9 protein-coding genes are annotated in these 13,370 nt (G+C 66.5%); 3 read left to right on the plus strand and 6 right to left on the minus strand.

What is annotated here, in order from left to right; all coding sequences use genetic code 11:
* Window positions 1–366 precede the first annotated feature (366 nt).
* Both coq7 and B0920_RS14285 read right to left on the minus strand, forming a co-directional pair.
* On the minus strand, window positions 367–1,023 hold the full coding sequence (gene coq7 / locus B0920_RS14280) for a 2-polyprenyl-3-methyl-6-methoxy-1,4-benzoquinone monooxygenase (protein WP_078033140.1): 657 nt from the start codon (window positions 1,021–1,023) through the stop codon (window positions 367–369).
* A gap of 32 nt (window positions 1,024–1,055) precedes the next feature.
* The gene (locus tag B0920_RS14285; protein WP_078033141.1) at window positions 1,056–1,508 is read right to left on the minus strand and encodes a hypothetical protein; all 453 of its coding nucleotides are present in this window, start codon (window positions 1,506–1,508) and stop codon (window positions 1,056–1,058) included.
* Between the two features lie 215 nt (window positions 1,509–1,723).
* Here B0920_RS14285 and B0920_RS14290 point away from each other — a divergent pair, with 215 nt between their 5' ends.
* The 3 genes from B0920_RS14290 to B0920_RS14300 are packed head-to-tail and all read left to right on the plus strand — an operon-like array spanning window position 1,724 to window position 6,469.
* Window positions 1,724–2,617 carry an ABC transporter ATP-binding protein gene (locus tag B0920_RS14290; RefSeq protein WP_078033142.1) on the plus strand — a complete coding sequence of 298 codons (894 nt, stop codon included), beginning with the start codon at window positions 1,724–1,726 and terminating at the stop codon, window positions 2,615–2,617.
* Window positions 2,618–2,642: 25 nt separating this feature from the next.
* Window positions 2,643–6,218 (plus strand): M1 family aminopeptidase, encoded by a 3,576-nt coding sequence (locus B0920_RS14295; RefSeq protein WP_179119160.1) that lies wholly within the window; start codon window positions 2,643–2,645, stop codon window positions 6,216–6,218.
* A 44-nt stretch (window positions 6,219–6,262) separates the two neighbouring features.
* Window positions 6,263–6,469: an addiction module protein gene (locus tag B0920_RS14300; RefSeq protein WP_078033148.1), complete on the plus strand. Its 207-nt coding sequence runs from the start codon at window positions 6,263–6,265 to the stop codon at window positions 6,467–6,469.
* A gap of 114 nt (window positions 6,470–6,583) precedes the next feature.
* Here B0920_RS14300 and B0920_RS14305 read toward each other — a convergent pair whose 3' ends face one another.
* The 4 genes from B0920_RS14305 to dprA all read right to left on the minus strand — a co-directional run bounded on the left by B0920_RS14305 (window position 6,584) and on the right by dprA (window position 13,368).
* Window positions 6,584–8,212, minus strand: coding sequence for a methyl-accepting chemotaxis protein (locus tag B0920_RS14305; protein ID WP_078033149.1), 1,629 nt, complete (start codon window positions 8,210–8,212; stop codon window positions 6,584–6,586).
* Window positions 8,213–8,456: 244 nt separating this feature from the next.
* Complete coding sequence (locus B0920_RS14310; RefSeq protein ID WP_078033151.1) at window positions 8,457–11,144, minus strand: DNA topoisomerase III; 2,688 nt, start codon at window positions 11,142–11,144, stop codon at window positions 8,457–8,459.
* Between the two features lie 254 nt (window positions 11,145–11,398).
* Window positions 11,399–11,857: a DUF494 family protein gene (locus tag B0920_RS14315; RefSeq protein WP_078033153.1), complete on the minus strand. Its 459-nt coding sequence runs from the start codon at window positions 11,855–11,857 to the stop codon at window positions 11,399–11,401.
* 203 nt (window positions 11,858–12,060) lie between these two features.
* Window positions 12,061–13,368 (minus strand): DNA-processing protein DprA, encoded by a 1,308-nt coding sequence (gene dprA / locus B0920_RS14320; RefSeq protein WP_078033154.1) that lies wholly within the window; start codon window positions 13,366–13,368, stop codon window positions 12,061–12,063.
* Window positions 13,369–13,370: the final 2 nt, after the last annotated feature.

Genomic DNA, 13,370 nt, shown 5'->3' on the forward strand with positions numbered 1-13,370 from the left:
TGCGCAAGCCTCGGCGTCGAAGCCCGACGTCGAAACCCGAACGCCGAAGCCCGAACGCCGAAGCCCGAACGCCGAAGCCCGAACGCCGAAGCCCGCGCCTTCAAGCAACCGCACCATAAAACAACGTCATCCCGGCGAAGGCCGGGATCCAAGTTTGCTCGCCCACCGGTACTGTCTGCCTGAGTGGCGCGCGTAGGAACTTGGATCCCGGCCTGCGCCGGGATGACGTCGCTTGAGGGTGTCGGTAGATTGGATTGTGCGACCTGTTCGGCGCACGTACATCTGCGCGCGGCCGCGAACGACCTCCGCTGGATAAATCAGACCTGATACGCCGTCGTCCTCAGACGTAATACGCCGTCGCCGTCCTCAGACGTAATACGCCGTCGTGGTCATCACCTTGGCCATCGCGCGCATCGCCATGCGCACCGGCAGCGGCGTCTCGGCCGCCCCCAGGGCCTGGGCCGACGCCCCGTGCTGCACCTCGTCCACCCGCATCTGCTCGACGATCGCACGCGACTTGGCGTCCTGCGGCGGCAGGGCCGTCAGGTGGCTGTTCAGATGCGCCTCGACCTGGCGCTCGGTCTCGACCACGAAGCCCAGGCTGTGCTGGTCGCCCAGCTTGGCGGCCACCGTGCCCAGGGCATAGGCCCCCGCATACCACAGCGGATTGAGCACGCTCGGCTGCGAGCCCAGTTCCGACAGGCGCTGGGCGGTCCAGGCCAGGTGGTCCTCTTCCTCGCGCCCGGCCTGCTCGAAGGCGGCCCGCATCGCGGGCGTCTGGGCGAAGCGCGCCTGCGAGTCGTACAGCGCCTGGGCGCAGACCTCGCCGACGTGGTTCACCCGCATCAGGCCCGCGCTGTGGCGGCGTTCCTCGTCGCTCAGCTCGCAATCGACCGCATGCGCGCCCGGGTTCGGGCGCGACATCGAAGCCACGCCGCCGACCACGCGCAAGGCCTTGTCGAAGCCGACGATGAGGTGATCCAGAGGACTGAAGAATTGGGAAACTGCACGCTGTGCTGACATAGGAATACCCGGTAATTCGCCTGAAAACGCCATTATATTCCTTGCGCCTGCCCCTGGCCGCCGCCTTGCTCCAGCGCCGCCTTCTGGCGCGCGATCCAGTCGGCCAGCGGCCCCGCCGCCTCCAGGCCGGAGATATTCTTCGCCACGCCCAGGTTGAGCTCCAGCAGGAAGGGAATCGTGTCCGCCGGGATCTCGCCGCAAAAGCGCCGGAAGGCCTCCATGAAGCGCCCCGATTCCACCACCGGCATCACCTTCTCGCCGCTCATGTACTGCAGCACGCTGGTGATCGTGTGCCCCTTGCCCAGGGTGTGGTAGATGAAGCGGTTGTACTCGCGATCGACCTTCTTGAAATCGATCGCCTCCTGGGTCATCAGCCCCGCCAGGTAGTACAGGCCCAGCGCGACCCGGAACCAGTCGGTCGCTTCGACCCGCGTGCGCCCTTCCTGCATCAGGTGCCGCAGCCGTTCTTGGATGGCGTTGTTCATGCGTCCATTATCCACATTTCAAGCCTAATAGAGAAAAAGTTTACGCAGGGAAATCCGTTATTCCGCCCATCACCGATTTATGCATCCTGGGCCCCGCTTTCGTCCGTGCGTCGCACTAATACTACGTGTGCGGTGACAATTTTATACAATGCAAGCATCGAAAAAGTCTTGCAATACGTACATACAGTGCAAGTCCCCCGTTTCAGGAGTTTTTGATGGAATTACGCATCCGCAACTTGTCCAAGACCTACGCCAACGGCGTGGTGGCGCTGGACCGTGTCACGCTGAACATCCCGGCGGGAATGTTCGGCCTGCTCGGCCCCAACGGCGCGGGCAAGTCCACCCTGATGCGTATCCTGGCCACCCTGCAGGAATGCGATTCGGGATCGGTCTTTCTGGACGACATCGACGTCCTCGACGAGAAGGACGAGGTGCGCCGCATGCTCGGCTATCTGCCGCAGGATTTCGGCGTTTACCCGAAAGTGACCGCTTACGAACTGCTCGACCATTTCGCCCAGCTCAAGGGCGTGTCGGAGCGCCAGCGGCGGCGTGAAGTCGTCGACGGCCTGCTCCAGCAGACCAACCTCTGGGAAGTGCGCAACCAGCGCCTCGGCAGCTTTTCGGGCGGCATGCGCCAGCGCTTCGGTATCGCCCAGGCCCTGCTGGGCGACCCGCGCCTGATCATCGTCGACGAGCCCACCGCCGGCCTCGACCCGCAGGAGCGGGTGCGCTTCCACAATCTGCTCTCGGACATCGGCGCCGACCGCACCGTGCTGCTCTCGACCCACATCGTGTCCGACGTGGCCGACCTGTGCGCCAACATGGCCATCATCAACAAGGGCCAGGTGCTGCTGTGCGGCGAGCCCCAGGACCTGATCTACGGGATCGAGGACTACATCTGGGCGCGCGTGGTCACCAAGCAGGAACTGCCCGAGTTCCAGAAGCGCTATGCGGTGATCTCGACCCGCCTGCTGAGCGGCCGCACCCTGATCCATGTGTATTCCGAGGACGACCCGGGCGACGGCTTCGAGCCGGCCCGCGCCAGCCTGGAAGACGTCTATTTCGCGACCATCGCCGGCCGCTACAACCCGGCGGCGGGGAACTGCTGAGGTGGGCGCTCGCGGTATGGGGCCCATGCTGGCCATCGCCCGTTTCGAGGCCGGGCAGCGCCTGCGGCTGCTGTCGACCTGGGTCTACTTCCTCATGTTCGTGGCCCTGGCCATGCTCTGGATGGCCGCCGCCGGCGGCGTGTTCCGCGACGCCGTGGTCTCCTTCGGCGGCCGGGTCCTGATCAACGCCCCGCGCCAGATCGCCCTCACCAGCGCCTTCCTCGGCTGCTTCGGCGTGGTGGTGACGGCGGCCGTGATGGGCCGCTCGGTGCAGCAGGACTTCGAGTACCAGATGCACCACTTCTTCTTCAGCGCCCCGATCCGCAAGGCCGACTATGTGTTCGGGCGCTTCCTCGGCGCCTCCCTGGTGCTGGCGGTGATCTTCTCCAGCATCCTGATCGGCACCTGGCTGGGCAGCTTCATCCCGGGCATCGCGCCCGACCGCCTGGGACCGACCACGCTCTCGTCCTGGCTCCAGCCCTACCTGTTCACCCTGCTGCCCAACATCTTCATCTTCGGCGCGATCTTCTTCGTGCTGGCGGCGCTCACGCGGCGCATGCTGCCGGTCTACATCGCCGGCGTGGTCATGATGATCGGCTACATCATCGCGCCCTCGTTGGCGCGCGACCTCGACTACAAGACCCTGGCGGCGCTGATCGACCCCTTCGGCACCACGGCCCTGATCCGCATGACCGAGTACTGGCCGATCGCCGAGCGCAACACCCGCGGCATCGGCCTGGAAGGCGTCTACCTGGTCAACCGACTGCTGTGGGCGGCCTTCGCCGCCGTGGTCCTGCTGCTCGGCTACTGGCGCTTCCACCTGATCGGCGACCAGGACACGCGCGGCCGCGGCCCCGGCCAGGCCGAACCCGCGCCCGCCGACGCCGGCCTCGTACGTCCGCTGGGCGAGCTGCGCGAAGCGCCCGACTTCGCCGGCCGCAGCCTGGCCGTGCTGCTGCTGACGACCACCTGGACCAACCTGCGCGAATCGGTCAAGAACGTCTATTTCGCCGCGCTGGCCGTGGCCGGCGTGCTGGCCCTGGTGGTGGGCGCCATCGACCTGGGCTCGATCTACGGCACCCCGACCTATCCGGTCACCTACCAGGTGCTGGACATGATCCGCGAAGTGCTCGATCTCTTCATGCTGATCGTGACCATCTTCTACGCCGGCGAACTGGTCTGGCGCGACCGCGACCTCGGCGTGGCCCAGATGCTGGATGCGCTGCCCGTGCCGACCTGGCTGCCGCTGGCGGCCAAGACCCTGGCCCTGGTCGGCCTGCAGGCCCTGATGCTGCTGGGCGCGATGGTGGTCGGCATGCTGATCCAGCTGTTCAAGGGCTATTTCGGCCTCGAGCCCGGGCTCTACCTGCGCGTGCTGTTCACCCTGCTGCTGCCGCAGTTCGCCCTGGCGGCCGTGCTGGCGATCGCGGTGCAGGTGATCGTGAACCAGAAATACCTGGCCTACTTCTTCCTGATCGGCTTCTATCTGGTCGCGGCCACCCTGGCCGGCCTCGGGCTCGATCATCCGCTGCTGGTGTACGGCTACGGGCCCGACTACATCTACTCGGCCATGAACGGCTTCGGCCACACCGCCCTGCGCGAGCACCTGTTCCAGCTGTACTGGGCGGGCGCGGCCCTGATGCTGCTGGTGGCGGCGCGCGTGCTGTGGCCGCGCGGCGTCGACGAGCGCTGGCGCGAGCGCCTGCGCCTGGCGCGCCGCAACCTGACGCTGCCGGTGCTGTCCGGCTTCGGCGCCGGCTTCGCCGTGTTCGCCGGCATGGGCCTGCTGCTGTGCTACGAGATGGCGGCCGGCGGCTGGCAGACACCCTGGCAGCGCGAGAGCGCGCGCGCCCGCTACGAGCAGCGCTACCACCGCTACGCCGCGCTGCCGCAGCCACGCATCGCCGACGTCAACCTCAAGCTCGCGATCCATCCGGAACGCCGCGCCCTCGCCGTGCGCGGCTTCTACCAGCTCGAGAACCGCAGCGCCGGCCCGATCGCCGACGTGATCCTCTACCAGCAGCGCGGCGCGCGCCTGGCCGCGAAGTTCTCGCAGCCGGCCCAGCTCGCGCGCGCCGACGCCGAACTCGGTTTCTACCACTACCGCCTGGCCACGCCGCTGCCTGCCGGCGGGCGCGTGGCGCTCGAATTCCAGGTCGATTACGCGCCGGGCGGCCTGCTCGGCGTGATGAGCGAGACACCGGTGGTGGCCAACGGCAGCTTCTTCACCAACGCGGCGCTGCCGCGCGTCGGCTACCAGAAGTCGGTGGAGCTGGAGGACGACCGCGAGCGTTCGCGCCACGGCCTGGCCCCGCGCGAACGGATGGCGGCGCGCGAGGACGAGAAGGCGCGCGCCAACAACGTGGTGGCGACGGACGCCGACTGGATCAGTTTCGACGCCGTGGTCTCCACCAGCCCGGACCAGATCGCGATCGCGCCCGGCACCCTGGAACAGGAATGGGTGGACAAGGGACGCCGCTACTTCCACTACCGGATGGACAAGCCGATCCTGAACATGCTCGCCTTCCAGTCGGCGCGCTACGAGGTGCGGCACGACCGCTGGCGCGACGTCACCATCGACGTGTTCTACCATCCGGGCCACGAATACAACGTGGAGCGCATGATCCGCGGGGCCCAGGCCGGCCTCGAATACGGCACGAGCCGCTTCAGCCCCTACCAGTTCCGCGAGCTGCGCATCGTCGAATTCCCGCGCTACGCCAGCTATGCCCAGGCCTTCCCCGGCACCATCCCGTTCTCGGAAAGCGCCGGCTTCATCGCCCGCGTAGACGCCAACTCGCCCAAGGACATCGACTACCCGTTCTACGTGAGCGCCCACGAGACCGCGCACCAGTGGTGGGGCCACCAGCTGGTGGCGGCCGACACCCGCGGCGCCACCGTGCTGTCGGAGAGCCTGTCCGAGTACACCGCGCTGATGGTCATGAAACGCACCATGGGCGCGCACAAGATGCGGCGCTTCCTGCGCTACAACCTGGACGCCTACCTGATGGGCCGCGCCACCGAGCGCCGCAAGGAGCTGCCGCTGGCGCACAACGAGAACCAGGGCTACGTCCATTACCGCAAGGGCAGCCTTGCCCTCTACCTGCTGCAGGACCTGCTGGGCGAGGACGTGGTCAACGGCGTGCTGCGCCAGTTGCTGGCCAGCCATGGCTACCGCGCCGCGCCCTACCCGACCGCGACCGAGCTGGTCGAGGGCCTGCGCGCGGTGACGCCGCCGGACAAGGCCTACCTGATCGACGACCTGTTCGACCACATCGTGCTCTACGAGAACCGTGCCGAAAGCGCCACCGCGCGCCAGCGCCCGGACGGCAAGTACGAGGTGAGCATCCGCGCCCAGGCCGGCAAGGTGCGCGCTGGCGAGCTGGGCGACGAGCAGCCGGCGGCGCTGCGCGACTACTTAGAATTCGGCGTCGACGACCGCAACGGCAACCCGCTGGTGCGCGAACGCCGGCTGGTGACGGGGGCCGCGCAGAGCGTCACCCTGGTGGTGGACGTGCGCCCGGGGCGCGCCGGCATCGACCCCGACAACAAACTCATTGACAGAAAACCAACGGACAATATGGTTCCTGTCGACAACCTATAATTCTCAAGCTATGATCGAGTAACTCATCCGTGGAGGAAGCATCAATGTCGAACGTCGTTGCCGAGATCGCCGAAAAGATCCAGACACTGAGCGTGTCGGAAAAGCATGAACTGCTTCGGATCCTGCTGCAGGACATCGACACGCAGGACGAGGATGCGGACGAGGCACTGCGCAACGAAGTGGTGCGCCGGGTCAAGGCGATCCGCAATGGCGAAGCGGCGATCAAGGCGATGCAGGAGTGGCAGGACTGATCGTCCCGCGCCAGATATGAAAAAAACCGCGGCTTGCCGCGGTTTTTCGTTTTGGGAAGCCGGCTCAGCTGGAGCCGGCCCCTGCTGAGCCGACTCCCGCTGAGCCGGCCCGTGTCACACCTGCGCCAGGCTGCGCGCGGACTTGTTCGGCAGGGCCGGCTTGCGCGCCGCGCCCAGTGCCGGGGTGTCCGGCTGCTGGGCCAGGTGGAAGGTCCCCACCAGCTGGGCCAGGCCGGCCGCCTGCTCGCGCATCGCCTCGGCCGCCGCCGCGGCCTGCTCCACCAGGGCAGCGTTCTGCTGGGTCACCTGGTCCATCTGGGTGATCGCGCCGTTGACCTGCTCGATGCCCGCGCGCTGCTCGTCGCTGGCGGCGGAAATCTCGCTGATGATGTCGGACACCCGACGCACGCTCTCCACCACCTCGTCCATGGTGCGTCCGGCCTGGTCCACCAGGCGGGAGCCGGCTTCCACGCGCGCGACCGAGTCGCCGATCAGGTCCTTGATCTCCTTGGCCGCGTTGGCCGAACGCTGGGCCAGGTTGCGCACCTCGCCCGCCACCACCGCGAAGCCGCGGCCCTGTTCGCCCGCGCGCGCCGCCTCCACGGCGGCGTTCAGCGCCAGGATATTGGTCTGGAAGGCGATGCCGTCGATGACGCTGATGATGTCGGCGATGCGGCGCGCCGACTCGTTGATCGAGCCCATGGTGGTCACCACCTCCGAGACCACGGCGCCGCCCCGCGTCGCCGTTTCGGCCGCATTGGCGGCGAGCTGGTTGGCCTGGCGCGCGTTGTCGGCGTTCTGCTTCACGGTCGAGGTCAGTTCTTCCATCGAGGACGCGGTCTCCTCCAGCGAGCTGGCCTGCTGCTCGGTGCGCGAGGACAAGTCCTGGTTGCCCGCCGAGATCTCCTGCGACGCCGTCTCGATGGCGGCGGTGCCGGCCCGCACCTGCGAGACGATGGACACCAGGGATTCGTTCATGTGCTTCAGCGCGGCCATCAGTTCGCCCGCTTCGTCCTTGCTGCGCACCTGCACGTTCGCGCTCAGGTCGCCATTGGCGACGCGCTGGGCCAGGCCCACGGCGCGGCGCAGGGGCGAGCCGATGTTGCGCGCCAGTTGCACGGCCATGACGAGGGCCATCAGCGCCGACACCAGGCCGCCGCCGATCAGGATGCGGCCCATGGTGGTCTGCAGGGCCGCCGCTTCCTGCTGGCGCTGGGCCAGCAGGCCACGCTCGGCGGCGGTAACTTCGGCGACCACGGCGCGCATCGCGTCCATGCCGCTCTTGCCCTTGCCGGCCTGCTCGGCCGCCACCACCGCGCCGATGTCGCCCTCGACCGCGCCGCGGCGCAGGGCGATGATCGGGTCGATGGCCTGCGCGAGCCACTGGCGCTCCAGCTCGCCCAGGCGCTTGAGCCGCTCCTGCTGGGCCGGGTTGTCGGCGGTGAGCTGGAGCGCGCGCTCCAGGTGCTTGCCGAACTGCTCGGTGCCGGCGCGGTAGGGCTCGAGCGAGGCGTCGTTGCCGGTCAGCGCGAAGCCGCGCTGGCCGGTCTCGATGTCGACCAGCGCGGACTGTGCGCTGGCGACTTCGCCCAAGACTTCATAGGTGTGGACGTTCAGGGCATTCGCCGCGTCGAGTCGGGCGAAACTGTTGTAGGAGACGCCGATCACCAGGGAGGTGACGGCGACCAGGGCGCCAAAGCCCAGGTAGAGACGGGTGGCGATCTTCAGATCGGAGAGTTTCATTGTGCAGTGGTCCTGATCAACGGGGTCGGGGTAGATAAGGGGCAGCTGTTTGTTGCTGATACTCAGGCAACGTTCAATATTAGTATGAAATCGTTGTTGAGCAAAAGAAACTAAGGATATCCCATTTGGCAGGTGTTTCAGTTGGGAAATTTTCACCAGAATCGGTTCAATATCCGGTCACCTCCGACGCCATCGATCGCCCGTGCAGGCGAAAAAAAACCGCAGGGATCTGCGGTTTTTCTTCTTACGCCTTCTTGGCTGCGGCGGTGGCCCGCTTGGCGGGCGGCTTGCGCGCCGCCGCGCTCTTGGCCGGCGCCTTCGCAGGCGCCTTGGCGGGGGCCTTGGCCGCCGCCTTGCGCGCCGGCTTTACGGCCACGCCGTCCGCGCCGTCCGCGCCATTGGCCGCGCCGTCGGCGCCGTCGGTGGCGGCGGCCGCCGCCTTGCCCTTGGCCGCCGGCTTGGCCTTGCGCTCCTCGAACTCGAAGCTGATCTTGCCGTCCTTGGCGCGCACCAGGAAGGCCTTGAACGGGCGCCGCGTACGCTGCGAGATGAAGCCCGGCAGCAGGTCGGTCTTGCCTTCGTTAAGCAGCTTGGCCATCTGCTCCGGCAGGATCTCCTGCTGCAGGATGATGCGGCCGCTGCGGAAGTCGCAGGTCTTGGGCTTGGCCACGCTGTGTTCGCACACATAGGCCAGGCCCATCTCGTACACGCCGGCATTGCACTTCGGGCAGGGGCCGAGCGGGGTCTGGCCGCTGAAGTCCACACCCTCGCCGTCCTCGCCTTCCTCGTCGTTCTGGCCGAAGTCGAACTCGAGCTTGAAGTTCTTGATGTCCTCGTCGCGCACGATGCGCAGGATGGCCGCGAACGGACGGCCCATCTTGGAGCGGAAGCCCTGCAGCGGACCGATGGTGCGGTTCTTCAGCAGTTCCTCGACTTCCTCGATCTCGAACTGGCGGCTGCCCGGCGTCTTGCTCATCGAGAAGTCGCACTTGGTGCAGGCGAAGCGGCGGTAGTTTTCCTTGACCACGCCGGCGCAGTTCGGGCACGGGGTACGCAGGGTCGCGTACTCGCCCGGGATGGTGTCGTTGTCGTATTCCTTGGCGCGCTTGACGATGATCTGGGTCATCTGCGCGATCTCGCGCATGAATTCCTCACGCGAGATCTTGCCCTTCTCCATCTGGGCCAGCTTGTATTCCCATTCGCCGGTCAGCTCGGGCGCGGTGAGTTCGTTCACACCCAGGCCGCGCAGCAGGGTCATCAGCTGCGATGCCTTGGCGGTCGGAATCAGCTCGCGGCCTTCGCGGATCAGGTATTTCTCAGTCAGCAGGCCCTCGATGATGGCCGCGCGCGTGGCCGGCGTGCCCAGGCCCTTGCCGGCCATGGCGTCGCGCAGCTCGTCGTCCTCGACCAGCTTGCCGGCGCCTTCCATCGCCGACAGCAGGGTCGCTTCGGTATAGCGCGCGGGCGGCTTGGTGACCAGGCCGTTGGCGCTGAGCTTGTCGGCCAGCACCTTCTCGCCCTTGGCCACCGGCACCAGGTTGGCGCCTTCCTTGTCGTCGCTCGGCGCGTCCTTGCCGTACACCGCCAGCCAGCCGGGGTTGGTCATGACCTTGCCCTCGGTCTTGAACTGGTGGCCCGAGACTTCGGTGAAGCGGGTGGTCACCAGGAACTCGGCCGGCGGGAAGAACACCGCCAGGAAGCGGCGCGTGACCAGGTCGTAGAGCTTCTGCTCCGGCTCGCTCAGGTTCTTCGGAATCTGGCCGGTCGGGATGATCGCGAAGTGGTCCGAAATCTTGGCGTTGTCGAAGATGCGCTTGTTCGGCTTGACCCAGCCGTTCTTCAGCACCTGCTTCGAGAACTGCTGGTAGTTGTTGGTGTCGTTCAGCGCTTCCATGGTCGCCTTCACCGTGCCGATGTAGTCTTCCGGCAGGTGGCGCGAGTCGGTACGCGGATAGGTCAGCACCTTGTGCTTTTCGTACAGGGCCTGGGCCAAGGCCAGGGTGTTCTTGGCCGAGAAGCCGAAGCGGCCGTTGGCTTCGCGCTGCAGCGAGGTCAGGTCGAACAGGGCCGGCGCCATCGAGGTGGTCGGCTTGGACTCCTCGGTGACCACGCCCTGCTTGCCGCGGCAGGCGGCCACGATCGAATCGGCGGCCGCCTTGCTCCACAGGCGCTCAGGGCGCTTCTCGGGATCGTTCTCGTCTTTCTTGAACTTGGTGTCCAGCCAGCGGCCTTCGTAAACGCCGGCGGCGCACACGAACTCGGCGCGCACTTCCCAATAGTCGCGTGGCACGAACTTCTTGATCTTCTCTTCGCGCTCGACCACGATCGACAGGGTCGGGGTCTGGACCCGGCCCACGGTGGTCAGGTAGAAGCCGCCTTCCTTCGAGTTGAAGGCGGTCATGGCGCGGGTGCCGTTGATGCCGATCAGCCAGTCGGCCTCCGAGCGGCAGCGCGCGGCGTCGGCCAGCGGCAGCATCTCTTCATCGCTGCGCAGCTGGGCGAAGCCGTCGCGGATCGCGGTCGGGGTCATCGATTGCAGCCAAAGGCGCTTGACCGGCTGCTTGGCCTTGGCGTTCTGGGCGATCAGGCGGAAGATCAGTTCACCTTCGCGCCCCGCGTCACATGCGTTGATCAGGGTGGTGACGTCCTTGCGCTTGATCAGCTTGTTCAAGACCTTGAGCCGCGATTCGGTCTTGGCGATCGGGTTCAGCGCGAAGTAAGGCGGAATCACGGGCAGGTGCTGGAAGCTCCATTTGCCGCGCTTGACGTCGTATTCCTCGGGCACCGTGATTTCGAGCAGGTGACCGACGGCGGACGAGAGGATGTATTCGTCGGATTCGAAATACTCATCGTGCTTGGTGAAGCCGCCCAGCGTCTTCGCGATGTCGTTCGCGACCGACGGCTTCTCGGCGATGATGAGGGATTTGGTCATAGTGTTTCTCGTCGTACTATTTATATAGTGTGGGGCCGGCGCATCCTTGCGCTCCTGGCCGGACGGCGGTCTGGGCCGTAGTGTCTGAATGGTAACAGTCTGGATTGAGCGGCCAATGATAAGCGGGTTCTCGCGCTCACCGCAAGTACGCCTTGCGCAGGAACAGTGCTTTTATGCGCACCAAGATGGTGCGTCGACAATGAAAAACGGGACCTTGCGGTCCCGTTCCGATGTGTGGCGCACGCCTTGTTGCCTCAGTGCAGCAGGCGCGGTTCCTGTTCGTCATCGTCGCCGAAGAGGTCGTCGAACATCAGCGCATCGGGTTCCTTGCCCTGGCTCCACAGGACCATGAGCACGATGATCTTGAGCTTGCCCAGGGTAACCGGGGACTCGTCAACCGCGAGCGCGCGCTCGACCACGATCTCGCGCTGCACGGCGCTGAGCACGCCCGCGCTTTCGAGGAAGGCGATGAAGCCGATGGCCGCGCTGCCCAGTTCGATGTATTCCTCGTCGACATAGTAGCGGGTGCCGCTGGAAGATTCGATCGAGGTGGTGGTCGCCAGCTCGGTCAGCCCGGTCAGCCAGTCCAGCGCCTCCGAGATCTCGATGTCGTCGAAACCGACGGCAGACAGCTTGCGCGCCAGGGCGGCCGGCTCGGGGCAGGCGTCGGGACGATAGTACGTCTCGTAAAGATAGACCAGGATGTCGAACATAGTGACGCTACTGTAGCAGCTAAGATCGTCGTGGCACAAGGGGCGCGCGCTCGGCAGGGTGGCGTTCAAAAAAAACGTTGTTTCGCGGCCTTATCCGTTCATACAGCTTACTCTATTCCTATTAGAAACAAGAGCATACATTTCACAAACATGCTCTCCCAAAGGACAGTCCTTTACCAAGCCTTGCTCCGATTGACCTGTCTTCAGGGATAGATGCGCTGCACTCTTCCACCAGGCAATTGCTCGACCAACCCGGCCAATTCCAGCGCCAATAAGCGCGCGCCGACCTCGCCCGCATCGCCGCCGAGACGCTCGAGCAGCGCGTCGATGCCGACCGGATCGTGGCCCAGCGCGCCCAGCAGGCTGGCTTCCGCCGTGGCCTGTACCCGGGCATGCGCCTTGGCGTCCTCCTTTGCTTGCGGCCTGGCTTCCGCCTTCGCTTCTGCATTGGCTTCCGCCTTGGCGCCCTCCTTGGCTTGCACCTTGGCTTGCGCCAAGGCGTAGGCGTCGGTATCCGCCGTGGCTTCCGCAACGGTGGCGGCAATGGCATTGGCCTGCCCAGGCGCCAGCGCGGGCGCGGCGGCCAGCGGCGAGGCATGCATCGCCGCCAACACCTCGTCCACGGTCTCGACCAGTTGCGCGCCTTCGCGTATCAATTGATGGCAGCCCTTGGCGAGCGTGGAATGGATGGAGCCGGGAATCGCGAACACCTCCCTGCCCTGCTCGGCCGCCAGCTGGGCCGTGATCAGCGAGCCGGACTCGGCCGCCGCCTCCACCACCAGCACGCCGGCGGCCAGGCCGCTGATGACGCGGTTACGGCGCGGGAAGTTGCCGGCCACTGGTGGCATGCCGAGCGGATATTCGCTGACGATGCAGCCATCCTGGGCGATGCGGTGGGCCAGTTCGCGGTTGCGCGCCGGGTAGATGCGGTCGATGCCGGTGCCGATTACGGCCACGGTCGCGCCCGGCCCTTCGAGGGCGCCCTCGTGCGCGGCCGTGTCCACGCCCAGCGCCAGGCCGGACACGACGCACAGTCCGGCCTCGGACAGGGCGCGCGCGAAGCGCCGGGCATTGGCCTTGCCCTGTTCGCTGGCGTTGCGGCTGCCGACCACGGCGACGGCCGGCCGGGCCAGCAATTCGATGCGCCCTTTTATATAGAGCAGCAGCGGCGGATCGGGGATAGCGGCGAGCAGGGCCGGATAGCCGGGGTCGTGCAGGGTGAGCAGGTGGTGGCCCTCGCGGGCCAGCCAGGCGCGGGTCGCGTCCACCTGGGCGTGCAGTTCGGGGGATGGCAAGGCGCACAGGGCGCGCACCTGGGCGGCAGTCGCATGCGCCGCCAGCGCCCGGTGGCTAGCGCGGAAGATCGCGCCGGGCGAGCCGAAGACTTCGAGCAGCGCGCGTGCGGTCCGGCACCCCACCCCGCTCGCCTGTTCCAGGCGGATCCAGTCGGCGAGGGTATCGGGGCAGTTACCTGGGTCGCTGGCGGCGGGTTGGGGGTCCGTGTCCTGCACGG

The sequence above is a fragment of the Massilia sp. KIM genome (assembly GCF_002007115.1).
GTDB lineage: Bacteria > Pseudomonadota > Gammaproteobacteria > Burkholderiales > Burkholderiaceae_D > Telluria.